The organism is Sutterella wadsworthensis (assembly GCF_003315195.1).
GTDB lineage: Bacteria > Pseudomonadota > Gammaproteobacteria > Burkholderiales > Burkholderiaceae_F > Sutterella > Sutterella wadsworthensis.
The window spans coordinates 1-25,566 of sequence record NZ_QNRV01000001.1; the positions used below are offsets into that span (position 1 = coordinate 1).

General features: G+C 56.2%; 20 protein-coding genes and 2 pseudogenes. 11 read left to right on the top strand and 11 right to left on the bottom strand.

Translation table 11 applies throughout. The annotated features are described in order from the left end of the window. Positions 1 to 254 precede the first annotated feature (254 nt). The 5 genes and pseudogenes from DES29_RS00005 to DES29_RS12575 all read left to right on the top strand — a co-directional run. Positions 255 to 711: pseudogene (locus DES29_RS00005) on the top strand (IS607 family transposase); the annotation flags it as partial. Positions 712 to 951: 240 nt separating this feature from the next. Continuing rightward, on the top strand, positions 952 to 3,177 hold the full coding sequence (locus DES29_RS00015; protein ID WP_236578823.1) for a hypothetical protein: 2,226 nt from the start codon (positions 952 to 954) through the stop codon (positions 3,175 to 3,177). Between the two features lie 9 nt (positions 3,178 to 3,186). Continuing rightward, positions 3,187 to 3,408 (top strand): hypothetical protein, encoded by a 222-nt coding sequence (locus DES29_RS12550; RefSeq protein ID WP_016474112.1) that lies wholly within the window; start codon positions 3,187 to 3,189, stop codon positions 3,406 to 3,408. 30 nt (positions 3,409 to 3,438) lie between these two features. Continuing rightward, positions 3,439 to 3,582: pseudogene (locus DES29_RS12690) on the top strand (methylated-DNA--[protein]-cysteine S-methyltransferase); the annotation flags it as partial. A gap of 20 nt (positions 3,583 to 3,602) precedes the next feature. Continuing rightward, positions 3,603 to 3,740, top strand: coding sequence for a hypothetical protein (locus DES29_RS12575; RefSeq protein WP_236578822.1), 138 nt, complete (start codon positions 3,603 to 3,605; stop codon positions 3,738 to 3,740). Positions 3,741 to 3,755: 15 nt separating this feature from the next. Here DES29_RS12575 and DES29_RS00025 read toward each other — a convergent pair whose 3' ends face one another. After that, positions 3,756 to 4,409, bottom strand: a complete 654-nt coding sequence (locus DES29_RS00025) for a response regulator transcription factor (protein ID WP_021995322.1) — start codon at positions 4,407 to 4,409, stop codon at positions 3,756 to 3,758. Continuing rightward, a complete protein-coding gene (locus DES29_RS00030) occupies positions 4,406 to 6,535 on the bottom strand; it encodes a sensor histidine kinase (protein ID WP_021995321.1) in 2,130 nt (709 codons plus the stop codon). The genes DES29_RS00025 and DES29_RS00030 overlap by 4 nt, the downstream gene beginning before the upstream one ends. 244 nt (positions 6,536 to 6,779) lie before the next feature. Between DES29_RS00030 and DES29_RS00035 the strand changes: the two genes are divergently transcribed. Next, the gene (locus tag DES29_RS00035) at positions 6,780 to 8,645 is read left to right on the top strand and encodes an FAD-dependent oxidoreductase (protein WP_021995320.1); all 1,866 of its coding nucleotides are present in this window, start codon (positions 6,780 to 6,782) and stop codon (positions 8,643 to 8,645) included. A 36-nt stretch (positions 8,646 to 8,681) separates the two neighbouring features. Next, on the top strand, positions 8,682 to 9,074 hold the full coding sequence (locus tag DES29_RS00040) for a cytochrome c3 family protein (RefSeq protein WP_005430133.1): 393 nt from the start codon (positions 8,682 to 8,684) through the stop codon (positions 9,072 to 9,074). 88 nt (positions 9,075 to 9,162) lie between these two features. Here DES29_RS00040 and DES29_RS00045 read toward each other — a convergent pair whose 3' ends face one another. From DES29_RS00045 to DES29_RS00055, 3 genes are all read right to left on the bottom strand, one after another. Beyond that, the gene (locus DES29_RS00045; RefSeq protein WP_021995319.1) at positions 9,163 to 10,296 is read right to left on the bottom strand and encodes a M20 family metallopeptidase; all 1,134 of its coding nucleotides are present in this window, start codon (positions 10,294 to 10,296) and stop codon (positions 9,163 to 9,165) included. 136 nt (positions 10,297 to 10,432) lie between these two features. Beyond that, positions 10,433 to 13,039: a heavy metal translocating P-type ATPase gene (locus DES29_RS00050; protein WP_113854247.1), complete on the bottom strand. Its 2,607-nt coding sequence runs from the start codon at positions 13,037 to 13,039 to the stop codon at positions 10,433 to 10,435. Positions 13,040 to 13,226: 187 nt separating this feature from the next. Next, on the bottom strand, positions 13,227 to 14,600 hold the full coding sequence (locus tag DES29_RS00055; protein ID WP_113854249.1) for an RluA family pseudouridine synthase: 1,374 nt from the start codon (positions 14,598 to 14,600) through the stop codon (positions 13,227 to 13,229). A 351-nt stretch (positions 14,601 to 14,951) separates the two neighbouring features. Here DES29_RS00055 and DES29_RS00060 point away from each other — a divergent pair, with 351 nt between their 5' ends. From DES29_RS00060 to DES29_RS00075, 4 genes are all read left to right on the top strand, one after another. Further along, on the top strand, positions 14,952 to 16,277 hold the full coding sequence (locus DES29_RS00060; RefSeq protein ID WP_016474119.1) for an MATE family efflux transporter: 1,326 nt from the start codon (positions 14,952 to 14,954) through the stop codon (positions 16,275 to 16,277). Between the two features lie 421 nt (positions 16,278 to 16,698). After that, positions 16,699 to 17,052: an HU family DNA-binding protein gene (locus tag DES29_RS00065; RefSeq protein ID WP_227058033.1), complete on the top strand. Its 354-nt coding sequence runs from the start codon at positions 16,699 to 16,701 to the stop codon at positions 17,050 to 17,052. Between the two features lie 384 nt (positions 17,053 to 17,436). Then, positions 17,437 to 18,774: a dicarboxylate/amino acid:cation symporter gene (locus tag DES29_RS00070; protein ID WP_005430139.1), complete on the top strand. Its 1,338-nt coding sequence runs from the start codon at positions 17,437 to 17,439 to the stop codon at positions 18,772 to 18,774. Positions 18,775 to 18,954: 180 nt separating this feature from the next. After that, complete coding sequence (locus DES29_RS00075; protein WP_016474121.1) at positions 18,955 to 19,725, top strand: alpha/beta fold hydrolase; 771 nt, start codon at positions 18,955 to 18,957, stop codon at positions 19,723 to 19,725. A 102-nt stretch (positions 19,726 to 19,827) separates the two neighbouring features. Here DES29_RS00075 and dcuC read toward each other — a convergent pair whose 3' ends face one another. The 6 genes from dcuC to DES29_RS00105 all read right to left on the bottom strand — a co-directional run bounded on the left by dcuC (position 19,828) and on the right by DES29_RS00105 (position 25,537). Next, positions 19,828 to 21,198, bottom strand: a complete 1,371-nt coding sequence (gene dcuC / locus DES29_RS00080) for a C4-dicarboxylate transporter DcuC (RefSeq protein ID WP_021994651.1) — start codon at positions 21,196 to 21,198, stop codon at positions 19,828 to 19,830. Positions 21,199 to 21,338: 140 nt separating this feature from the next. Further along, the gene (locus DES29_RS00085) at positions 21,339 to 21,770 is read right to left on the bottom strand and encodes a hypothetical protein (RefSeq protein WP_021994650.1); all 432 of its coding nucleotides are present in this window, start codon (positions 21,768 to 21,770) and stop codon (positions 21,339 to 21,341) included. 216 nt (positions 21,771 to 21,986) lie between these two features. Then, positions 21,987 to 24,365 carry a Fe(2+) transporter permease subunit FeoB gene (feoB, locus tag DES29_RS00090; protein ID WP_021994649.1) on the bottom strand — a complete coding sequence of 793 codons (2,379 nt, stop codon included), beginning with the start codon at positions 24,363 to 24,365 and terminating at the stop codon, positions 21,987 to 21,989. A gap of 51 nt (positions 24,366 to 24,416) precedes the next feature. Beyond that, a complete protein-coding gene (locus DES29_RS00095) occupies positions 24,417 to 24,644 on the bottom strand; it encodes a FeoA family protein (RefSeq protein ID WP_005430145.1) in 228 nt (75 codons plus the stop codon). Positions 24,645 to 24,656: 12 nt separating this feature from the next. Then, on the bottom strand, positions 24,657 to 24,893 hold the full coding sequence (locus tag DES29_RS00100) for a FeoA family protein (RefSeq protein WP_005430147.1): 237 nt from the start codon (positions 24,891 to 24,893) through the stop codon (positions 24,657 to 24,659). Positions 24,894 to 25,147: 254 nt separating this feature from the next. Then, positions 25,148 to 25,537 (bottom strand): hypothetical protein, encoded by a 390-nt coding sequence (locus DES29_RS00105; RefSeq protein WP_016474127.1) that lies wholly within the window; start codon positions 25,535 to 25,537, stop codon positions 25,148 to 25,150. Between the last annotated feature and the right edge of the window lie 29 nt (positions 25,538 to 25,566).

Below are 25,566 nucleotides of genomic sequence, written 5' to 3' on the forward strand. Positions count from 1 at the left end.
CTGCAACGGCGCAGTCTGCCTTAGCAAGATCGAGGCCGATGACGGCGTACGAGAGCGACGTATCCAGCGCATTGCGTGTATTCTTCTTTGACATGACATGGACCTCCTACTGGGTTGATATACACCCATTATCGCGCAGCGCTTCGTTGTGACGCACTGGGTAGGTGGGTGGTCCATGTCATTAGGAAGGGGACTCCTGCGGCGGTCCTGTTGAAAGTTTGTATGGAGCACACTCACAAGAAAAAACGGACGGCCGAACCATTGCTTATGCCAGAGTATCGAGCAGTGATCAAAAAGCAGATTTGGAAAAACAAAAGCAAATCTTGGAGCTTTTTTGTACGGGACGCGGTTGGCGCTTTGAGATGATTTCAGATCTTGGATCTGGGATGAACTACCACAAAAAAGGGCTTCTTCAACTTCTGAATATATTAGTCGACGAGGACGTGGAGCGTCTCGTTATTACGCAGAAGGATCGATTGCTCAGATTCGGCGCAGAACTTGTATTTGCCGTATGTGAAGCCAAGAATGTGGAAGTGGTCATTATCAACAAAGGAAGTGATGCATCCTTTGACGAAGATCTCGCCCAAGACATGCTCGAGATCATCACGCATTTTCAATGCGCGTTTGTATGGTTCTCGAAACAGAAAAAACCAACAAATAATTCATGGCATGCATAAGGTACTTAAGGAGACTGAACGGCTTAATAGTTGATTCCCAGCACTTTGGATCTAAAATTCGGCTGGAAATTTGTTGGCCCTGTTGAAGGTTTCGCTGAGCCCGAAAACTTCATAAACAAGAACGAAGATTTTCTTCGGACAAAGCAGTATTTTGCGGCACGGAACAGCGCGTCGATGAAGCTCTGCAGGATCGGTAGACTTTGCCTAACAGCGGGGGCAGCGGCCTATAACGAGGCTGCCGCTCTGCTGATGGTGTCTCTTTGATTTGTCCTTTATGTCGCTTCCTGTTATTGCGTATGTGCTTCAGCCCGACCAGGTGATATTTACGCCAACCACCGAAAATGGTCCGATTCCCGGAATCTATGCGGCATCGGATTTCATTGCTAAGTGGCGCGATTGGGACGCAGGAACGGCCGGCCGGCCAGCCCGAGCATGGCATACACTTTTTGATGCGGTGCTGAAGGCTGGCGACCGGTTTGACTTTTTCTTGCTGGATGAAGCGCTCAAGTCTTATGGTGAGGAACTTTTTCCTGATCCCCAGGAGCGTCTCGAATGGTGTATTCGGACAGCCATTGGACTTGAGCGCTGGGATGAGGCGAAGCGGCTCATCAATGAGCTCGAAGGATATGCTCTGCCCCCATCGGGTTCGGCAGATCGGATGCCGGCGGATTTCAGCAGTCCCGTTCGCCGTCTGCGTGCCGAGTGGGCTTATGCCCGAACAGCGGCGGGAATGGAGGACGACATTCTGGTGCCGACGCTCGTGGATGAGCTTTTCGTCTTGGGGGAGACTCAAAAGGCCGAGCACCTTATTGCTCGCGCTTGGCCGGCTGTTTTTTCTGCTCTTTTGAGTTTTCTGCAGCCTGAAGAGAACGCTGGCAAAGGATCGGATGCGCAGGAGGCAGCCCAATGGCGCCGAACCATACTGAGCGTCGGCCAAAACTGCACCTTGATGACGCAGTGCAGCAGTGCATTGAGTTTTCATCAGCGCTTATGGCGTGCCGCGGCGTTTCTCTATTTCTCCCAAGATGAACGTGATGTCGAAAACGGGTTGAACGAACTGATTTCGCTCACATCGCTTTTGCGCCCGGCTGAGGAAGTTTTAGAAGTGCTTGCCCTGATGACGGTCGTGTTTGCGGGGGAGGCTTTTGAAGTGCCGGCGTACTGTTTGGCTTGGCTTTCTTGCGCCATGGACAGGCGCCGCGCAGCAGTGCTGCCTGCACGAAAGAAGGCCGAGGCTGACATCCGGCCGCATCCGGCCGAAGTGCTCACAGAGAGCGCTGAAGCCTGTCGGGCAGAAGCGGATCGGTTTTGGCTCCTGCGTTCCCTTTTCATGGAAGGGAATGTGCTGGATTTGAAAAAACGTCTGGCCTATGCGCGTTTTATCGATCGGACGTTCTTTGAAGAGCTGCTCTTTCGTGTGCTCGATGTGCGATGCGCGGCGAAAGCATCTCAGCGGGATCATGATGCGCTTGCAGAGAGTCAATATCGGCTGAAGGGGCATCTTGCCGTACCGTCGAACGCAGAAACGGCTGCGGTGCTTTCGCTCGTCGTTAAGGTGATAGAGGCGGAAGTGCTCGCTCGGCTATCCAGCAATTTGCTTGGGCAGAATGCCGGCGGCAAGGCGGTTAATGGAACCGCTGCGGCGCAAAAGCCCTCGAAGGGGACCGCCGCAATGAAGGAAGCCCTTGAGAGAGCCGCTCGGCAGCTTGGCGTTGAATTTGTTCGATGTCTTTTCGAAGATGCCGAAGGACCGATTGTGAGTCTTGGCCGAGGCGCCATGCTGGCGCTTTATTTCGCACCAAGATCGGTCATGAATGATGAGACTTTCATCCTGCAGGAATCCGTTGGTCCTCTGTCTCCGGGCGAATATCGCGCAGAAAAGCTCCTCGAACTCTGGCGCCGAGAAGCCAGCCCCTTCAAGATGCCCGAGGACTTTTTGCGTCTTGTTGTGGAAGCGGGCCGCCGGGCGAAGCCCAAATCAGCCGATGTCCGGCTTTTCAAACCGCTGCTGATCAAATGTCCGGAATATTTCGGAGATGATCTTCACCAATTGCTCTGGCACGTTCGAATGGCTGTGGCCGAACAGCGTTGGGCGGATGCTGAGGAAGGACTTTTCACGGCTGCAGAGTGTCTTCTCGACAGGGCGCAAGACGCAGCAAGGGATGAAACGATCGAGTCGCTCTGGCACGTTCGAATGGCTGTGGCCGAACAGCGTTGGGCGGATGCTGAGGAAGGACTTTTCACGGCTGCAGAGTGTCTTCTCGACAGGGCGCAAGACGCAGCAAGGGATGAAACGATCGAGTCGCTCTGGCTCGAAGCTGCTTCGCTTGCAGCTTGGACGGCAGCCGGCCGCGTCGTACTGGTGCCGGGCATAAAGTGGATGAAACCTTATGCGGACAACGAAGCGGAGCTGATTGTCGAGCGCCTGCGGCTTGGAATTCCAGATGCGGTGAAGCTCGCTGATCTTTTCGCAGAGCTTTCCGACGCTGCTCCGGCTTGAGGAGTCATCATGAAGAACGCTCAGATCATTCATCATTACTGGACATCGCCTTGCGGCATTTTGGACCTCGCTTCTATTGGCGAAGAGCTTGTCATGTGCGACTGGGCGGAAGGCTGGCATCGAGCGGCAGCGCTCTATCGGCTGACCCGACTGACCAAGCTTCCTATGGTCGAAGATGCCTCATCGGTTATTGACCTCGCACAGGTGCAGCTTGCGGAGTACTTTGATTAGCGGCGACAGGTGTTCTCCGTCCCGTTAAGGATGATTGGCAGCGAGTTTCAAGCGCGTGTTTGGCACGCACTCACCAAAATTCCATACGGCAAGACGATTTCCTATGGGGAAATTGCCCGGGAGGTGAACTCGCCGAAAGCTGTGCGGGCGGTGGGCGGTGCTGTGGGCGCCAATCTGTTTTCCATCATCATCCCGTGTCACCGCGTCGTCGGCGCGAATGGTTCTCCATCACGGGCTATGGCGGCGGATATGCCGCCAAGCGTCATCTTCTTGCGTTGGAACTTGGGCTCTCGGCTGACGAGCTCCCGTTCAGCCGCGGCGTGAAGGAGTGATTTCAGCAGCGTGACTTAGCCGCCTTCGAGCACCGTTAGGAATTGCTTTAAGTTGTGCACCCGGAGCTTCTTATAGATGTTGTTGCGGTGTCCCTGCACTGTACGATCCGAAAGGTCGAGACGCTCGGCAATGTCATGATTGGCAAGACCCTGCTTAAGAAGCTCAGTGATTTCGTGTTCTCGCGGACTCATTTCCGCGAGAATCTGCTCGACGGCCTGTTTGGGCAGTGCGCCCTGCGACGCCTCAACACTCACGCGGCTTGCCGCCTCAATAGCGTCAGCGAGCGCCTCGGCATCAACGGGTTTTTCAAGGAAGTCGAAAGCACCGAGTTTGAGCGTTCGGACTGCGGTGGGTACATCGCCGTGGCCGGTGACGAAGATGATGGGAAGCGACAGATTCTGAGCCTTCATGCGCTCCTGGAGTTCCAGTCCGGACATGCCGGGCATGCGGATGTCTAGGAGCAGACACCCGGGAGGCGTTGAGCGCCATGCTTTAAGAAATTCTTCGGCGGATCCCCAGGCTGCAGTTTGCCAGCCGCGGCATGAGAGCATGAAGGAGAGTGCATCGCGTACTTCGGCATCGTCATCAACGATTCGGATGAGCACCGTTCGCTGGAGATCTTCGAGTGTTTTGAGGCCGGAGCCGTCAGTTTGCTTCTGGTCGGTCATGATGCTTGAGGCGGAATGTCGTAATGCGAAGAAGAGGAGGATTCGGTGCCAGCTGTGTTCTTCGAGGGATACGAGCCGGCGCGCAGGAGTCGAACTTGCGCGATGACGCCGCCCTGCGGGCGCTCAAAGAAGGTCAGTCGCCCGCCGGAGGCCTCGGCGATGGCAATTGCAATGGGAACACCAAGTCCATGCCCTGCGGCTTTGGTCGTGATGAGAGGCGTGGTGAGCTCGTTGAAGGCGGCATTCGTCATCTGCAGGCCAGTGTTCTCGATGGTGATGAGCACTGAACGATCCGTTTTGTCCGTCGGATCGGGCTGGGTACGCACGGATACGGTCGGAACCTCTTGAGCGCCCGAAGTGCTGTCACTAGCAGCGGAAGCGGCGGCTTCAAAAGCATTTTTGATGAGGTTTCTCATGAGCAGTTCGAGTTCGAGCGCGTCTCCCAACACCTCAATGCCCTCAATGCCCTCAACGGACTCACACTTGAAGGCAACAGTGCGCTGCAGATCCGGAGAAATGGCGGTCAGTACATTGTCAATGGTGGTCTTTAAGGACACCGTTCTGTCGCGGCGGGTTTGGTTGCGCGAATAGCCGCGGACTTTGGCAACGATCGCTTTGGTGCGTTCAAGTCCCTGCTCAATGCCAACGCGGCTTTTTTCCAGCATGGCGGTATTAACCGGCTGGCGTGAAAGCAGTGTTTTCATGCCGTCAAGGTAATACTGAACGGCTGCGAGCGGCTGAGCAAGTTCATGAGCAATCAGGTTGGAGAGCTGTCCCACGATGGTCGCTTTTTGCATGCGTTCCATGCGCCCGCGCATTTCTTCGAGCCGAAACTGCGATTTACGCTCCTCTTCAATACTGGCTTCAAGTTCAGCCGTGCGCACCCGCACAAGGTAGCCGACACGCCAGCTGTGAAAAGCAAGCCCAAGAATCATCGCTGCAGCCAATACGCACCAGGCGAGGTTTTTCGTCAGCCAATCTTTGAAGGAAATGTCGCGCAGATAAGCGTAGTTTTCGATTTTGAGTTCGCGGTAGAGCCGATTAACAGGACGAAGGTCGGTGGCTACACCCCAATGGTGACCGGGTGCAATTTCCTTGATTGAGAGGAGTGTGCGGGCGATCACATGCGCCGCACCCGGCGCGGAGCCTTCGAGTACAGACACCATGATGTTGGGGTAGGTGCGCGAGGTGTGAATGCAGTGCAGTGTCGGATCTTCGCGGGGTTCGAGGACGCGGTAGCGTGCACGGACTTCGGGCGGCTGGTGCTCGAGCCAGCAGGCGCGAACCATGGCAACGTCGGCTTCATGTGTATCGAGGCGGGAAGCGATGGCCGCGTTTTCGCTGTCGCCGGTAAAGTGGATATCGCTGAAAAAATGCTCCGGATCATATCCGCGGACGGCAATTTCGCCGAGCCCTGTGCGATAGCTCATGAAGGCTGAGGCGTAGCTTGCCGAGAGGCGTTTGTCTTTGAGGTCCGCGATGGTTTTGATGTTTTCTTCATCGGCACGCACGAGGAAAGTGGTGGCTACACCCGTATTGGGATTGGGCTGCAGATCCGTGATGAGCGTGGCTACAGGGAGAACGCCGTGCGGCGACATGCGCATGGAAAAGCCCGAACTGGCAATGAAAACGTCGATATTGCCCGTTTCGATCAAATGTTCAAGCTTCGGGGAAGGAATTCTGGGATAGATCTCAACCGGATAGGGGGCAAATGCCTTCTCAATGGTTTCAAGCGTATTCATCAGCGCTTCGGTGGTAACGGGCTGTTCCCAAAGTGAAATGATCCCGACGCGAAGCGGTCGATTTTGGAAAATCTGCGCGGTGGCCGATGAAAGGGCATCCGTCTGATCGGCTCGGTGAGCGCTCTCTGATATGTCGGACGCGCTCATCGGTTCTTGAGCGGGCTGCGGTTCCTGGTGCCCCTGATGTGCCAGATTGGTGGGTGTATCAGGCTGCGCCGTGGGCACGGGAAAGGCGAGCCGCGTCTGACCCGTGCCGGTTGAGTTCTGCAGTGCAGCAAGGCTTGGCGTGAAGGCAAGGACAAGCAGAAGCAGTGCCGTTCGCCGACATAAAGTCGGCAAGAGCCGTGAGCGCTGGCGAATACATGAAGGGAAAAGTACGGACATGGTTTTTGAGCTGCCGATCGGTGCTTCTGTTCTCCCATTCTAGGCAGAGGACTGATTGCGCGCTTTTGCTGAACGCATAGATTTGTTGACGCTTGTCAGGCTACTCGAGTACCTCGTTTGGGAAATTGTTTTCATCGGAAGAAAGCGTAATGAGTGCAGCCCTCGGCCGTTATTCAAACGCAGCTTTCCGAAAAAACTAAAAGTGTGCGGTCAATGCCGTACGCACGAAGAAAAGGAGAAAACCATGTCTGCGAATCTATCTCGTCGCTCCTTCATCGCTGGTTCAGCCGCTATGGGCGGCATGATGCTGGGTGTATCGAGCTCCGCTGAAGCCAAAGTTCCTTCGAAGTGGGACTTCAAGGCCGACGTGATTGTCGTCGGTGCCGGCGCCGCAGGCATTCCGGCTGCTATTCGCGCAGTCGAACAGGGTCTTTCGGTTCTCGTGGTTGATGCCAACTACGATATCGGCGGTCACGCCATCATTTCTCAGGGCAATACGCTTTTGGGCGGCGGCAATGCCATGCAGCAAAAGTACGGCATTAAGGACTCCCCTGAGACGGTCTTCAAAGATCTGACGGACTGGTCCGTGACGCTCCCGAACGGCTTTGCCGACTACCGCTTCAATGACCGTGACATGCAGGCGATGATCGCCAAAGAATCCGTGCCAACTTATGACTGGCTCGTCAAAATCGGCGTTCCGTTCCTCGACAAGAAGCCTGACAATGCCGGTGCTTACGGCGCAGGCTGCAGCGCCCCGCGTGAACTCCACTTCTCATGGACGAAGGGCGCCAATCTCGAAGCGCCTGCCGGCACGAGCGGCACCGTGCTGATGCGCTCGCTCGAAGACGCAGCCCGCAAGGTCGGCGTGAAGTTCCTGCTTAACTTCTACATGGACGAACTAATCGTCGACGAAAAGGGCCGCGTTGTGGGTTTGAAGGCCCATCGTACGCCGAAGGTTCTCCCGGACGGTACGGAACTCAAGAGTTTCCGCAGTGACGGCAATGTGGAGTCCAAGAAGGACAAGATCGTCGTCGGAGCCAAGAAGGCCGTCGTGCTTGCCACCGCCGGCTATACCGACAATGTGACCTTCCGCCGCATGATCGACCCGCGTCTCACGAAGGAATTTGCTTCGGCTGCCTGCGAATATTCGCCGCAGGACGGCTCCGGCACGCTTGCCGCTATTAAGGTTGGCGCTGGCCTTTGGGGTCTGACGAATGCTTATACGGAACGCCCGATTTCACTTACCCGCGGTGCAGTGGTCGGCGTGCGCGACACGTATCTGCGCTGGGCGCCCGAATCACCGATCTTCCCGCTCGTGAAGCATTCCGGCGTAGCGCTTCGCAACTGGCAGAACGCCATCGTTGTCAACTGGGTCGGCAAACGCTTCTTTGAAGAAACTTCGTCTGCCGGCTTGACGGCTGATTCCGGCAAACTGACGAGCTACGGCACGGCCAACAGCACCCGCGGCCTGATGAACGGCACGAACGGCGCCTTCTTCAAGGAACTTGACAAGAACCCGTACGTTCAGGGTAATTGGCGCAACATCGACCGTACGAAGTACAACCCGATTAACTTCATCGCCGCAGCGCTGCAGATCAATGAAGGGTCGCATGCCCCGGATTGGTCGGCTGGTCCTCAGTGGGCTATTTTCGACAGTGAAGCCATCAAGCGCGAACGTATTCGCACGGATGAAAAGAGTGTTGATCCGGAATACTTCTTCAAGGCCGATACGATTGAAGAGCTCGCAGAGAAGATCAACACGAATCCGTACATGTCGCACAAGATGGATCCGAAGATCCTGGCTGAAACCGTTGCGAAGTACAACAGCTACGTCGACGCCGGTGCGGATCCGGACTTTGACAAACCCAAGCCCCAGTACAAGATTGAGAAAGGGCCGTTCTATGCGGCGTGGACTTCCGTCACGCTTCACGACTGCTACTGCGGTCTGCATGTGAACAATGCCTGTGAAGTGCTTGACTGGGAAGGCGAAAAGATCCCGGGTCTCTATGCTGCGGGCGAAGTGACGGGCGGCTCCTCCATGCACGGTCTCTCTCGCGGTCTTATTCAGGCCTATGTGCTTGGCGATACCTTTGCGTCGCTCAAGAAGTAAATAAACCGAACCCACTTCCTGGAGACCTAGAGCATCATGAGAACGACCTCCATCATTACGCTCGCAGCTGCGGCTGCAGTGCTCATGATGCTCTCTCCGGCGCCCGAGGTTCAGGCCGCTGAGACCATGAAGCCCGAACAATGCCTCATGTGTCACGGCGGCAGCTTTGACGCCCTGAGAGAGCAGACAAAGAACTGGAAGGATGAATTTGGATCACCTGTCCAGCCCCATCAGTACCTTGACCCTAATGCCGCTAATCCGCATGCCGGCGCAAAGGTTGTGCCGGAGTGCACGGGCTGCCATCAGGCTCACCCGATTCCGGTTCCCAAGGACTTCAAACCCGAACCCGCCTCACTGTCGATGTGCTACGGGTGCCATCATATGGAGAATTTCCAAAAGTGCAGCGATGCAGGCTGCCACGAAAAATAATGTGAAGATGGTCTCTCTTCGCTCCTGGCAGTCCGGTTTGCTGCGTCCGCAGCAGCCGGACTGTTTTTTGGGAAGCGGTGTGAATGGCTCACAAGAGCGTGAGGAGCCGCGAAAGCACGCGCACGCGCGGCTCAATAGTCAGGATGAGCAGGTATTCATTGGCGGAGTGAAAGCCCCCGCCCGCAGGACCTGCGCCGTCAATCACCGGCGTACCGGCAGCAGCTATGCGGTTGGCGTCCGAACCGCCGCCTGCGTCCGCCCATTGGGCTTCAAAGCCTTCCAAACGTGCAGCTTCATTCACGAGCTCAATGAGCGGGCGGTTCTTTTCGGAATAAGGCATTGCCGGTGTAAGCGACAGCCGTTTGGCTTCGACGTGAATGCCGTCGACGCAGCTCCTTCGTGCAAGGGCTTGGATGGCGTCATCAATCGCTTGACCGTCTTCATCCCGGTAGCATCGGCGGTCAATCGTGAGCTTACAGAGGTCCGGCACGGTGTTGCATACCGTGCCGCCGTGAATGACGCCGACATTGACCGAGGTGCCTTTGCCGCTGTAATCCTGAAGCTGATTGACTTCGAGCGTGAAGCGAGCGGCGGCCAATATGGCCGAACGTCCGTCCTGCGGATTATTGCCGGCATGAGCAGCGACGCCGCGGAAGACGACTTCCCAAACAGCACGGCCTTTGCGCGAACGCACAAAGGCCCCGTTCGGCCGCCCCGGTTCGCATACCACGGCGAGCCGGCTCTTTTGGGCAAGCGACGAGAGCCAAGCGCCAGAGGATACCGAGCTTATTTCCTCATCGGGATTGTAGGCCACGGCAATAGAGAGTCGATTGAGGTCTTGGGGCCGGGCATTTTTGAGCGCATGAAAAATGGCAACGACGCCAGCCTTGCAGTCAGCGCACCCCGCGCCGGAGATGCGTTCTTTGTCAACGGTGAAAGGCCGCAGGGCGGCAGTGCCGTCCGGATAGACCGTGTCGAGGTGCGCATTGAAGAGAACGTCATAATGGTCGGCATTGGGCTGATTGACGGCAAAGAGTCCTCGGCCGGCTTGGCTGCCAAGATCAACAAGCTCAGCAGCAAAACCAATCGCATCGAAGCGGCGTTTCATGATTTCTGCGGCTCTAGTGACGCCGGTGCAGTTGCTGCTGCCGCAGTCAAGATCGACGACTTCCTGAAGATCGCGAAGATAGTCATTTAAACAAAACATCTGCGTAGTTCCCATGATGAAATGACCTGCTGACCGGTTTTCCTCCATAAACGCTCTGAGATTCTCGAGCGGCAGAGCTCTTGCAGTCAAAAGGGCGTGTCTGTCATGCAGTGCATGATAGGCACGCCCTTCAATTGAGCTGCGGGAGGCGTTATTCAATGCCCGTGACTTTGAAGCCCGCTCCTTCAACGGTTGCTCGGAGCATGTCGTCGGTTACGAAAAGATCGGCGTCGACTCGGGCCTCCTGCTTTTTAAGGCTCACTTCAACGGCATCAATGCCGGGCAGTGCCTTGAGGGCTTTTTCGACGGACTGAGTGCAGTGTCCGCAGTGCATGCCTTCGATATGAATGATTTTTTGAGCCATTTGTTTTTCCTTGTGAGAGGGTTCAGCTGGTTGGGCTGCTGCTAAAGGAGCCGCATCGGCATCTGTTTCAAGCTTAGGCTTAAAAAAGCGCAGACGCAGCGCATTGGAGACAACGGAGAAGGATGAAAGGCTCATGGCCGCCGCAGCGATCATCGGCGAGAGCGTGAGGCCCTGCGAAGCAAAGACGCCGGCGGCAATCGGGATGCCGATCAGGTTGTAGATGAATGCCCAGAAGAGATTTTCGCGAATATTGCGCATAACGGCGCGTGAGAGCTCAACGGCTGCGGGCACGTCACCGAGGCGGCTGCGCATGAGAACCAGATCAGCCGAGGCAATAGCGACGTCAGTGCCTGCGCCGATGGCTGCGCCGACATCCGCGCGGGCCAGTGCCGGTGCGTCGTTGACGCCGTCTCCGACCATTAGAACGCGCTTGTCCATTGCCTGCAGACGAGCAATCTCATTGGCCTTCCCCGAAGGCAGAACGCCGGCGATGACGCGGTCAATCCCGGCACGCTTTGCGACGGCATTCGCTGTCGTTTGATTGTCGCCGGTGAGAAGCGTGACTTCGATGCCGAGTTTTTTCAGCGCAGCAATGGCTGCAGCTGAATCCGGTTTGATGGGGTCGGCCAGCCCAAGGAGACCGAGCAGCATCCCAGGGGCATCTTCCTGCGGCGCCTGTCCGATGAAAAGCGGTGTTTCGCCCGATTCGGCTGACTGTTGTGCCGCTGCGGCGATTGCCGGCGGCGGCGTCAGGCCAAAAGCCTCGACCATTCGGGCGTTGCCGGCAAAGTAAAGTTTCTTGCCGATTTTGGCGGCAATGCCTTGGCCGGCAGTTTGCTCGAACTCGCTGATGGGCTGCGTCGGAAGGTTCTTTTCTTTCGCGGCGGCTACTACGGCAGAGGCGAGCGGATGTTCGGAAGCGCTTTCGAGCGAAGCGGCAATCATGAGGAGCGGCGTCTCCAGTCCGGCCGCAGCCGGTGCAATACGGACGACCTGAGGCTTTCCGGCCGTGACAGTGCCTGTTTTATCGAGGACCGCACAGTCGATCTTGCCGAGCAGTTCAAGCGCTTCAGCACTCTTAAAGAGAATGCCTCGGCGAGCGCCGCGGCCAGTGCCCACCATGATGGCAGTCGGCGTGGCGAGGCCGAGCGCGCAGGGGCAGGAAATGACGAGGACGGAGATGGCGCACGTGAGCGCGAAGGAGAAGTCGCGTCCAAGGAAGAGCCACACGACAAGCGTGAGGAGGGCAATGCCGATCACTACGGGAACGAAAACGCCGCTCACGCGGTCAGCGAGGCGTGCAATCGGGGCCTTTGACGATGTGGCTTCATCAACGAGCTTGATGATTTGCGCGAGTGCTGTATCGTCGCCCACGCGGAGCGCTTTCATGACAAATCGGCCGCTCGAAACCAAGGTGGCGCCGGTGAGCGCATCGCCGGGCTTCTTTTCAACGGGAATGCTCTCGCCCGTCATGGCGGATTCGTCAACCGAACCAGTACCTTCCGTTACGATGCCGTCGACCGGAATGGATGCGCCGGTTTTGAGCACGACCAGGTCGCCCGCCGCAACCGCCTCGCGGGCGACGGTCACTTCCTTGCCGTCGCGAAGCACCACGGCTGTTTTGGGGGCAAGAGCAGCAAGTTTTTCAATCGCATCCGTCGTACGGCCCTTGGCGCGTGCTTCAAGCCACTTGCCCACGGTGATGAGCGTGACGATCATGGCTGCGCCTTCAAAATAAAGGCCGTGGGCAAGATGAAGCGCATGATCGATCTGACCGGCTCCGGCCCAATAGGACGCTTCAGCAAGCACCCAGACGCCGTATATGAAGGCGGCGCCTGCGCCTACTGCAATGAGCGAGTCCATTGACGGGGCACGGTGGCAGAGCGCACGGAAGCCGCGCACGAAGAAGACGCGGTTGAGAAAGAGGGGCGGCAGCGAGAGGACGAGCTGCAAAACGCCGCGCAGGAGCCCGGATTCATGGCTGCCGAGCCAGTCCGGCATGGGCAGTCCCATCATGCTGCCCATGCTGACGTACATGAGGAGCACGAGGAACATAATGGAGTAAATGAGGCGAGTTTTCACCTCAGCAGCCTCGGCGGCAACTGTTTCCGCACGGCTCGGGACAGCGGAAGCATTTTTAGCGCCTGGATCCGTGCGCTGAGCGCCGTAGCCGGCTTCAGAAACGGCTGCCTCGATGGCCTGCGTGAGCTCGTTGGCCTGCGATGCGTCTTTGGGCGTCACCTCCATGGTGTTTTTGAGCAGGTTGACGGCAACATTTTCTACACCGTCGAGCCCGGATACGACTTTCTCAACTCTGGCCTGACATGCAGCACAGCTCATGCCGGTGACGTTGAAGTGCATGCGGCAGACGGGATTTGCGTCTTGGGTGGTCATTGACAATGTCCAAATGGATGCGGGAGGTACGAACTCTGCACGTCAGTACGGTGGTTCGCGACTCCAAGTGATGATTGGTTCGTATGCTAAACCTTGAAGCAGCTTCTGACTTAATACTTTAGAAGGGCAGCGCATCATCCATTATGGGCGGGCGGCATCTTTACCCTGCTGAGCGGAGGCGGCAGTTTCAGAGGCTGAATGGCTCAGGTTCCGCCAGGCGGATGGGATTTCCGTTTTGCGGATCCGGAAAGATGATTTCGGCGGCATGCAGCAAAAGCGGAGTTTCCGGCCGATCGACCAAGAGCCCCGGCCGGCTGTAGTAAGGATCGCCGGCAATGGGGGCATTGAGGCCGAGCGTCGGATGGGCGGCATGGAGCCGAAGCTGATGCGTGCGGCCTGTGAGCGGCAGAAAGTCGACCAGCGTACGTCCGTTTTTTTCACTCAGCCGCCGCCACTGCGTGCGCGCCTCGCGCCCGCCCAGAGCGGCAATCTGCCGCAGCCGGTCGAGCGGATGTGTGGTGATGGGAAAGTCAATCAGGCCGCATTCGGCAGGAAGCCTTCCCTCCAGCACGGCTCGATAGCGTTTTTCGACGCGCCCTTCACGAAAGGCAGCCATCAGTGATCGAATGCCTTCGGGTGTTTTGCCGTACAGCAGGATTCCGGAGGTGTCCATATCGAGACGATGGACGGCTGTGAGGGACGTGCCCGTCATTTCGGAAGCTATGGTTAAGGCATTCGGAAGTCCGCCGGTGCCCGGAACGGAGAGCAGCCCGGAAGGTTTGAATACCGCGATAAAGTCGCGGTGTTCGAGCAGGATGCGCGGCCGAAGGGACTGCGTGACGAGTGAGTTGACTCTTGGATCGCTTGCAAAGGGGATGCCTTCCAAAAGGAATTCCACCAAGGGCTTGGTCGTTGTTTTGGGGGAGAGCGCCATGCCGTCCCATTTGACGTCGTATATGGGGGCGCTGCCGCGCCACCATTCCATGCTGGCGAGCGCAGTGAGTTTTTTGCCGGCAGCTCGCGCCTGAGCTGCGGCGAGCAGGTTGGCCGCCAACGGCGACTCGACGGCATCGAGGAGCGCGCGGTTCCAGTGTTCGAATGTGAGGTTGAGCCCGGCAGCGCCGCCGCGGGCGATTTTGGGCGGCCGTCTGGCCCGGTCGCTCTCGGCAAACGCCAAAAGAGAGGTACGGGTTCCCGCCATCGTCAGGATTTCCACAGAGCGGGCAGCTTCTTCAAAGGCGCCGCAGGATGTTTTTCCGGCAATGCGGTCGGCCATCGGCAGCGCTTCGTTTGGGAGCGGCAATACAAAATCGGCCGGAGACTGAGAAGCGATGAGGAGGATTGACTGCTGAGCCGGGTCGTCATTTTCTGCTCGGCAGACCAGTACATTCCGACGGCCGGGAGCGTCGCTGAAAAGCGCTGCGTCTTCGGCGAGCTGACGGGCTTTCAAAGCAATTGGCAGAGGCGCGCCGTGCCATGGAGAAGGAAAGTACTCAGCTGAGGCGGCGCCGGATGATTCCGTAAAAAGTTCGGAGAGCGGAAGGGAAAGCAGGCGCGGCATGACGACATTCTCCGTTGCAGCAACTCCCGTGCGCAGGGCCTTAGGCCTTATTCGGGCGTTCTTGCGGGCACAAACGCAGGCATTCTACACAAGGCGCCGAATACATTCGGACAACGGGATGGGGCAGAGAGCCTGCGCTAATCCTTACATCATTCTCACGCTGCCGAACATTACCCATTCAAGATCGTCTGGGGCAGTTGCTTCCGGGTCCGCATCCCGGTACGATGGCTGAGTTTAGGTATTTGTGACTAGATCCCTCACGGCACGCTGCAGTTTGCACATTAAAAAGTATTTATGAAGATATCTGAAGCAGTAGCGGATTCAAACAAGAGAAACGAGTCGCGGCAGCTTATGTCTATTGCGCTTCCGCTCATGATGGGGCTGGCGCTCGAGCAGCTGATCGGCATGACAGACGTGCTTTTTCTCGGACGTTACGGCGAAGCGGAGCTTGCTGCCGCCGGCGTAGCGGGCATCTATGTGATGCTCGTGATGATGCTGGGGTTAGGTTATACGGTGGGTTCGCAGTCGCTGATGTCGCGCGCAAACGGCGCCGGCCGCGCTGAGGAGGTGGGGGCGATTTTTCGCCAGAGTGCGATTTTCATGACGGCCTGCGGTTTTGTCATCATGCTTGCGAGCTGGTTCCTGATCGGCCCGATGTTCGAGCGTTTCATTGCCGCTGATGCCGTTCGCAAGGCAGCAGACGATTATGTTTTCTGGCGTTTGGCCGGGCTGCCGTTTGCTTATGTCGGACTGCTGGCGCGAGCGTACTTCGTTGCCGTGATGCACACCCGGGTGATTACGTCGGCATCTATTGTGATGGTGCTCGTCAACTGCGGCTTAAATTCGCTGCTTATCTTTGGGCTGGGTCCTTTCCCCGAACTTGGCATCGCCGGCGCAGCGATCGCCTCTGCAGTCAGTGAACTGGCGGCACTGGCAGTGTATTTTCTGGAATTCCTGCGGCACAGCGCCTCTTCGAAGCTCTTGGAGGTGAGCAAGCACCTTTGGCGCCTTGACTGGCTCCTTCAGCACCGAATTTTTATGTTAAGCCGCTGGCTGATGCTCCAAGAAGCGATGGCCTTCGGCGTTTGGCTCTATTTTTTCATTGTGGTGGAAAATGCCGGCGGCGAGCGCGCATTGGCGCTTTCCAATATTGTGCGGCAGCTCGGTGCAGTTCTTTTTCTCTTTGTGCACGCATTCGGCTCCGCGGCTGGAACGATCGCTGCTAACTATGCCGGGGCAGGAAAGCCTGAATGGATTCGTCCAATGGCGTCATTGGCGCTGCGGCTTTGTGCTTTAGTGCTGCTGCCGTTCTTTTTGTGTTTTGCGCTTTTCCCCTCGCTGGTACTCGGTATCCTCACCGATCTTCCAGAAGTGATTTCCGATGCTAAGCCATCCTTTTATGTGATGGTGCTCGCTTATGCATTGACAACCCCCGCCTATCTTTATTTCTTTGTGATTGGTGCGCTCGGCTTTGCCAAGGAGAGTTTCAGGATGACGGTCACGGCGGTTGCGGCTTACGGCGTCTATATCGCCGTCCTGAATTTGTTCACGCCGCCGACGGCAGTCTATTGGACGGCGGATATAGTGTACGGTCTGACGCTTTGGCTGGGGGTGACAGTGGTTTGGCGTCGGGCTCGAGCAGCGGGCTTTCGCAGCGCAGCGGCCGATGGGTTCTGATGCGGCTGAGGCGAAGCGTTGGCTGCGCACAACGTCCGTCAACAGGCATCGTTAACCTGCAGACGATGAATTTTTACATTCTTTCATCTAATTGTTTTCATCGACGGCGCTCCTGTTTTTCGTCCGTCACAGCGGCTGATGCGAAGTTTGAATGAGGCCGGCTGAGCAAAAAGCAGGGTACTTCTACTTCGTTGATTTTCTTACATCCGTCCAATCGAAACCGTGTTGAGTTTTGAGACAAATCCTGTCGCATTTGTTTGCTGGCAGCCGATTTTGCCCGTTGGTTTATTCAAGCAAACAGCATGATGATGCGTTTTGTCGGCTATCGAGCGAATGAATATTTTCCTGTAGGGCCCTCCGCAAATCGTTTTTTCTTGGCTATAGTGTGCCTCACCTGTCGCAGTGGTTGATTCTGGCCTCTGTGGAAAGGCATATTTATCCTAAGGTCGCCGCGACGGGAATTGTTCCCGCACGGGAATCCATATCAAGGAGAGCATCCATGAATAAGACCGAACTGACCGCCGCTGTTGCTCAGAAGGCTGGTTTGTCCAAGTCCGACGCCGCCAAAGTCCTCGGCGCCTTCTTCGAAACTGTCTCTGAAGAACTCAGCAAGGGGCAGGCTGTTCAGATCATCGGCTTCGGCAACTTCGAAGTGGCCGACTACAAGGCTCGTACCGGCCGCAATCCCCAGACGGGCGCAGTGCTCGAAATCCCGGCTGGCAAGCGTCCGAAGTTCACCGCAGGCTCTGCGCTGAAGAAGGCTGTCGCCGGCTGATCATTGCTTAATCGCAAGCGTAAGCACGCACCTGCATCTGAAAAGCAGGGAGCGTGCTTTTTTTTATCCTGCGTGCGAAAAGGACTGTGTCATCCCGTTTATACGTGATGCATGGAAGCCTAAAATCCTTTACAAATCGTGAGATCTTTGACCTGGAAGTAGTCGCCTATGCACTAAACCGCGGTTTGGTTGTTCCAGAGCTTCTTAGGATCAAAAGACAGCCGTAAGGCTGTTGGTCCCCGGAGGGGCTTGAAATGAGAATGGTGGAAACCCAATGGGAGTGTGCGGCTTGAAAGAAACTTGCCGCGGACTGATCGGAGGGATGCGGCCGCGCATGCTCAATTGAAGCCCCATTGCCGCATTCCCAACAAGGACGCTTAAGTGATGTCTGAAGCCGCAACCAATAAAAAAACTCCGATCTACAAAGTCCTCTACTTTCAAGTCATCTGCGCTATCGTAATTGGCATCGTCTTAGGTGCTGTCTGGCCTGAAGTGGGCGAGAAAATGAAGCCTTTCGGCGATGGCTTCATTCGTTTAATTAAGATGATCATTGCGCCGGTCATTTTCTGTACGGTTGTGACAGGCATTGCCGGCATGGAGAATATGAAGAAGGTCGGGAAAACGGGCGGCCTGGCACTTCTTTATTTTGAAGTCGTTTCGACAATCGCTCTGATCATCGGTCTGGTGATCGTCAACGTGGTTGAGCCGGGTTCAGGCATGCATGTCGATCCGGCAACACTCGACCAGTCAGCTGTCTCTGCCTATACCGGACCAGGCAAGATGCAGACTACGACTCAGTTTCTGATGAACGTGATTCCGAGCACCGTAGTCGGCGCCTTTGCTCAGGGCGATATTCTGCAGGTGCTCTTCTTCTCAATCCTTTTCGGTTTTGCGCTGCATAAGTTCGGCGGCCGCGGTACGCTCGTCTTCGATCTCATCGAAAAGAGCTCCCAAATTCTTTTCCAGATCGTCGGCATGATCATGCGCGTTGCGCCGATCGGTGCATTCGGCGCAATGGCGTTCACCATTGGTAAGTACGGCATCGCATCTTTGCTGCCGCTTGCAAAGCTCATGGGCACCTTTTACGCCACGTGTCTGCTCTTCATTTTCATTGTGCTCGGCGCCATCTGCCGCATTCACGGTTTCTCCGTCATGCGCTACATCGCCTACATCAAGGAGGAGCTCCTGATCGTATTGGGCACATCGTCATCGGAATCGGTGCTTCCCCGCATGATGACCAAGATGGAAAGAGCCGGCGTTTCGCGTTCGGTCGTGGGGCTGGTGATTCCGACGGGCTATTCCTTCAACCTTGACGGAACGGCAATTTATCTGACGATGGCGGCTGTCTTTATCGCTCAGGCCTGTGACGTCAATATGACGATCATGCAGCAGGTGACGCTGCTCGCCGTGCTGCTCCTCACCTCCAAGGGGGCGGCAGGCGTGACGGGATCCGGCTTCATTGTGCTGGCAGCAACCCTTTCCGCTGTGGGCCACGTACCGGTGGCGGGGCTGGCTTTGATTCTCGGCATTGACCGTTTTATGAGTGAGGCGCGAGCGCTTACTAATATGATCGGCAACGGCATTGCCTGCGTGGTGGTCGGCCACTGGTGCGGCGAAGTTAAGAACGAAGCGCTGCATATGTACCTCTCCACGCCAAGTCAAAAAGCGAAGTACTACGCCGCTGATCAGGCTGAACACGAAGAAGCCCTCGAAAAGCATTAATGGCGAACGGTGCATTTCAGCCTTCGGTCTGAAATGCTGAGCAGTACGCTTTGAGCGGACAGTTCGACGATGTGTCGTTCTGTCCGCTTTGCTTTGCAATTCATCAGAGCGTCTGCGGACGCATAATGACTGCGGATCGGCATCCGTGAGAGCGGTGCAGAACAAAACTGGAGGAATGCAATGACTATTGAAATCACAGGTTCGATGGCGGGCCATGCAGATCGGCATACCGAGTCGTCGCTTGCGGAATCTTTTGAAAATGCCTATTTCACTGCGCCGTGGGATATTTATGAAGGGCCTCTAAAAGACTTTCCAAAGAAAAAGATTCGTCTGGAGGCCGAACCGCTTGTTTTGTTTGCACACGGCAGCTCCGGCATCGGGGAGCCCCTCAAAGCCTTCGGCCGATGGCTGGCCTCCTTCGGCATCGGGTTTCTCTGCCCGAACTCCTTCGTGCTCAAGGATCGCATAACCTACACTTCGCCCGTTTCGCGCGATGACTATGAGCGCATTCATGTCATGCGCTCGGCTGAACTGGCCAATGCGGCAGCACGCTTAACCGAAGTGCCCGGGTTTGACGGGCGCTATGTCGTAGCCGGCACGAGCGAAGGCGGTGTTGCTGCCGCACGGTTTCAGGCTCCCAAGGGCCAAGCCGAATGCGCACGCATGATCTTTTCCTGGTCCTGTGAGGACAATTATCATGTTGCCGCTCACCGCACGGCGATTCCGCAGGACATGCCCGTTCTCAATGTGATGAGCGCCGCCGATAAGTTCTTCTCTCAGGCCAACAGCTGGCTGGACAATCCTTCAGCGCTCGGCCATGCCGGCAGAACTTTGGCGAACCACTCCGACGCGTCCATTGTGCTCATTCCGGGAGCACCCCACACGCTCTTTGCACTTCCTCAAACGCAGTCCGCCGTGGAAGGCTTTCTTGAGCGGGTTTTGGAACTTTAAGCCTGCCGGTCAAAATAACCGGGACGCCTTCCATCGCTGGAGGCGTCCCGTTGGGCTGACTGCCGAGGATGCTCAGCAGTCGGTCATCGACGGCAAAGTGCTTCAGAAGAGCACTGAAACCGTGATGAGCATCACCACATAGCCGGTGAGGCAAGGCACAATCGTGCGCTTCACCATGGTGAGCGGGTTAACTTTGGCAAAGCCGGCCACGATAATAATGACGCCGGCGACTGGACTCATGGCGCGAAGCATTTCGGAAGCGGTATGCATCATCAGCATCATGGAGATGCCGTTTTCGCCAAAACTTTGTGCCGCAGCCGGAACAAGCTGTCCCAAACTGGTGAAGGCGGCAACGCCGGAGCCCGTGAGAACCGTGACGACACCGACAATAGCCGAAAGCACCACGCTGGAGCCGGTGTAGCCGAGACCAATTGAATCTGCGCCGTGCATCAGAAGTGCAACGATGCCGATGTTCTGCAGACCTTTGGCAAAGAAAGCCGCAACGAAGATCAAGCCGACGGTTGATGTGAGGATGGAACCCATTCCTTTGAACATGGCGAATGACAAATCAAAGGATTCCTTGATATTTCGACGTGTGATGAGATCGATAAAGAAGGATGCAATCCAGGCAATGAACATAGCCGTAGCCACATTCATCGAAACGCCCCAGACGAATTTATTGAAGACCAAAAGGAGCGCGATGGGCAGGAGCGGCAGGCAGGCATAAAAAGCAGGGGTTTGTTCGAGCTTTTCACGTTTTTGTTCAAGTTCCGAAAGGTCCGCAACGATGCCTCGTCCCTCGCGTTTATCAAACCAGTACTGCGTGACGACATGGGCGGCAGCCATTGCAAGAATGGTTGGAACGGCCATTGGCAGCTGATAACGGACAAGGTACTCAATCGGATCCAGGTGCACCAATTCCGAAGCAAAATTGGCGGTTCCGGAGGCCGGTGCGTAACCGATGGCCAGTACGCTTGCAACGACCGCAGCCGCGGCGAGCGGTGAACAGCCGACTCGGATGATGAGCGGATAAACCGTTACAACCATCAGCATGGCTAAGCCGGCCGCTGAAGTGATGACCAGACCGAGGCAGTGTCCAACGGTAAAAACGGCGGCGAGAATCAAATAGGGATTCTTGATCAGCGAAAGCGGTTTAGCGCAGACGGTGACGAAGCGGTCGGAGGCGCCGATTGCCTGCATATAGGCTGCAAAACCGCCGGAGATTAAGATCAGGAAGCCGACGCCGCTCACCTGTGAGACGCTGATCGTACGCAGGAGTTCAATGAGGTCAAAGCCAACGATGCCGGTGGCTGAGAATTTCTTCGGAAAGATCTCTGCGCCGCCCCAAAAGGCAAGCAGATTGAGAATCAGACCGCCAAGGAGCAGCACCATGTTGACTTGGTACTTTTTGACAATCGCCCATCCGCAAAGAATGAGTACGGCGATGCCGAGCCAGGGAAAAATCGAATTCATGGAGGTGAGTTATTAGAGAAAACAGAGGATCCAGACAGCACTCGTCAGTGCCGTCTGCGTGCGGCTGGATGGCAGCCGCACGAACTTCAGACGGGGAATATGGCTCATTGAGCCGCAGTTAGGTTGTTTTTGAAGCTGCGTCAGTGAGCGCGGCCAAGCTCTTTGGTGATGTCGGAGGCAAGATTGGCCATCCATTTATTCACATTGCGGTGCAGACAGATCTGCTTGGCGTCATTTTGGCAGGGGCCGGCATCTAAGCCGCGGCTCGATGCGTACTTCACGGCAATTTTGGAGCCTTCGTATACGACATCAAACTGAGCTTCGAATTTCTGAGCGCGAGGTCCGCTCGGATAGGCGAGCTTAACGACGTTGCCATGCGTACTGACAACACGGAATTTACGCAATTGAGCTGCGTTCTTTACGGCATTGAGTGCTTGAGTCTGTCCAATCCCCTTGGCCGCGATGGGAGCGGGATTGTCGACGGGTTTCAACGGACCGGCAGCGAGCACCGTACCCGTGAGAGCGCAAGCGAGTGCTCCGGCAAAAATGCAAGATTTAATTGGCTTAAACATGTCATGCCTCCTTAAATGCTGCATTTCACGAACCATGGACTGAGGCCATTTCGCAAAATGCAGTGTGCATGCGGGTAATTCTATGTCGCAAGGAACGGCAGAGCGGGCTTCAGCTGTATGAAAAAAAAAGACCTCGCAGACAGTATGCCTGCGAGGCTTATATAAGGTTGTCCGCCGCAGGATGCGGCGGACGGCTCTGATGATTTTTGGACGAGATTAATGGGCCGAATGGATCGGGATCACCTTCGGCGTATTGTCGTCTTCCTTCTTGGCGAAGGTCTTCATCCAGAAGTACATGCCGACGATGGCGGCAAGCGACAGAAGGATGGCAACAGTCGCGTAGACCGGCGCAGAGCTGAAGTTCACGGCGCGGTAGAAGATAACAGCGGAGGTGTAGCCGAGCACCGTGCACCAGGAGGCAGAGAAGAGCGTCCAGGCAGCACCGACCTCACGGTAAATGGCAGCAATAGCAGCGCAGCAGGGCATGTAAAGCAGAACCATCAGCAGGTAGGCGAACGCAGCAGACTGAGAACCGAAGAGGATCTTAATCGTGTCGAACGTACCGGCAGAAACTTCCTGAGCTTCAGCTTCAGCAGCCGTATCAGAAAGGTCGCTTTCAACCTTGATGCCCATCGGGTCAGCCAGAGCGTCGCCGAGACCCTTCAGGTTTTCCCAAGTGGTCGAAACAGCTTCGTTGAAGGTGTCGGTGAAGGACCAGCCGCCTTCTTCTTCTTCCGGAGCAGCTTCTTCAGCAGGAGCAGCGCCGTCGGCAGCCTTTTCTTCTTCAGCCTTTGCAAGCGTGATAGTGTCGTAGAGGGAGTTCAACGTACCAACCACTGCTTCCTTCGCAAAGATGCCGGTGAAGACGCCCACAGCGGCAGGCCAGTTCTGTTCCTGAACACCCATCGGAGCGAAGATCGGAACGATGTCGCGGCCGATTTCCGAAAGCACAGACTTATCGGAGTCTTCATTGCCGAACGTGCCGTCAGTACCGAGGGAGTTCAAGAAGGCGAGCACTGCAACGATCGAAACAATCACCTTACCGGCGCGGAAGAGGAAGGTCTTCACGCGGTCCCACGTACGAAGCATCACGCCCTTGAAAGTCGGGATGTGGTACGGCGGAATTTCCATCACGAAGGCGCTCGCGGCACCAGGCAGCGCAGCATGCTTGAGCAAGAAGCCCGTCAGAATGGCAGCGAGAATACCGATGATATAGAGCAGGAACACGAGGTTCTGACCATTTTCAGGCCAGAAAGCCGTGGCGAACAGAACGTAGACCGGCAGGCGAGCACCGCAGGACATAAACGGAGCCATCAGGACCGTAATAATGCGGTCGGAAGCACGATCCATCGTACGGGTAGCCATCACGGCAGGAACGCCGCAGCCGAAGCCGACGAGCAGCGGCACGAAAGCCTTGCCCGGAAGGCCGAGAGCGCGCATCAGGCGGTCCATAACGAACGCCGCGCGAGCCATGTAGCCCGAGTCCTCAAGCAGCGCGAGGAAGAGGAAGAGGAAGAAGACGACCGGAATGAAGGTCGAGACCGTCTGGAGGCCGCCGCCGATGCCGTTGGCCAGGAAGACCGTGAGCCATTCGGGGCTGCCGATGTTCGTCAGGAGTTCAGAGAACCCGTCGACCATCACGCCGCCGACCAGAATGTCGAAGAAGTCAATGAACGCGCCGCCCAAGTTCTGCGTGAACAGGAACATCACGTACATGATGAAAAGGAAGATCGGCAGGCCGAGCCAGCGGTTAAGGACAACGCGGTCGATCTTGTCGGTGAGCGTCGCGGAAGCTTCGCCGACGCGGACAATCGCTTTCTCGGCGATGTTGGCCACGAGGTTGTAGCGAGCGTTGGCGATGGCGATATCGAGGTCGCCGTCGTATTCCTTGTCGAGGTCGGCAACGATCTTTTCGACGTTGGCGGCATTGACGTTCGGAAGTTTTTCTTCAAGACCCGGAGCGCGTTCCATGAATTGGCTGGCGAACCAGGGGGCACGTTCAACGCCCTGCTTCTTGAGATCTTCAGAAACCGCAGCGATCGCCTTGGTGATCTTTTCGTCGAATTCAACGGCCATCGGCGGGATGGTCGGATGTTCGAGGAAGTTGACAAGGGTATCCTTGACGTCGTTGAGGCCGGTTTCACGGCTGGCAACGATGCCGACAACCGGGCAGCCGAGCGCTTCCTGAAGCTTTTCCAAACGGATTTCAAGACGATGCTGCTTGGCGATGTCGAGCATGTTGACCACGACGATCATCGGCACACGCATTTCGATCAGCTGGGCCGTGAGGTAGAGGTTGCGCTCGAGGTTCGAGGCATCAACAATGTTGATGACCGCTTCAGCTTCACCCGACAGGATGTAGTCACGGGCGACGCGTTCATCTTCACCGGAGGAGGCTGCCGGCGTAATCGAATAGATGCCGGGAAGGTCGACGAGCTCGATCTTTTCGTTGCGGTATTCGAAATTACCGGTCTTCTTGTCGACCGTGACGCCGGGCCAGTTGCCCACGCGTTGGCGCGAACCAGTCAGGGCATTGAAAAACGTGGTCTTGCCGCAGTTCGGATTGCCGACCACGCAGACGATATGTTGACTCATCGTTTATAACCTTTTTGTGTGTGTAGTAGACGCTTGAGGGTCAGCGCCGACTTATAGCTTTTCGACTTCCATCAGCATCGCTTCGTCGCGTCGAACGCTGATGAAGCTGCCGCGTACACGGATTTCGATTGGGTCGCCCAGAGGGGCGATGCGGACCACTTCGAAAGTGGTGCCGGGAGTTGCTCCGAGCATCACGAGACGGCGGCGGTATTCAGGATGTTCCTTACCAAAGCCGATGATCTTGCCCTTGGAGCCAACGGGCAGTTCTTTTAGAAACATTTAAGGAGCCTCTTAGTAGACATAGATTTTTTGCGCAACGGCGAAATTGACGCCGATGCGGCCGTCTCCGACGGCAACAAGCAGGGGTTCACCCTCGGAAGCCTGAAGAACACGCACAGTGCTGCCGATTCTCATGCCGAGATCGGAAAGGCGTGAAACTTCAGCCTCAGGCAGCTTCATCCGCGCGACCGTGGCCGGTTCATTAAGATCGAGCGTCGCGAGCGTGCGGATCTGTCGGGGTTCTGTCATAGGTATTTGTCCTTGTAGCCAAATGTGACAGGGGGAATAGTAACGAGAACCTTTCTTATTTTCAAATCTTTGCGCTTGGCTGTAAGCACAAACGTTGCCTATGGTCAAATCTCCGTGCATGCAAACGAAATGAAATGCGTATCACGTTTCAGTTTGCGAACAACAAAATGAAATATCCGGAAAAAACAAATTGGATAAGGCGGCCAGAAGTAGGAATGTCTGCAAAATCGATGTTGAAACAGATGTTGGTAGACTCACTGAGCGGCATGCGGGCCGGACGGATCATCCGTTGCTGTGCGGGTTGAATTACAGGTGTTGTCAGGCGACGACATGTTTTCGCCGGAGCTGCTTTCATGAGGCGTGTTAGGGGCGGCCTGCTGGGCGCCAAAGCAGGCAAGCACTACCTGCCCCATGTCATTGACTGATTTGGCAAATCGGTCAGCGAGTTTTTCGAGTGCTGCGGCGACATTTTTCAGTCCCGTTTTAGCTTCGTCGGGAGCCGCCAGAAAGAGTCCGGCAGCCGCAATGAGGGCCGCTGCTGCCAGTCCGAGGATAAGTGCTCCGGCAAATAGGAGCAGCGACAGTGCGGCAGCCGAGAGAAGCAGCGCAGCCAATCCCTGCGAGATCTTGAGCCAGAGCTTCATAACAGTTAGGAGATTCTTTGGAGCGTTAT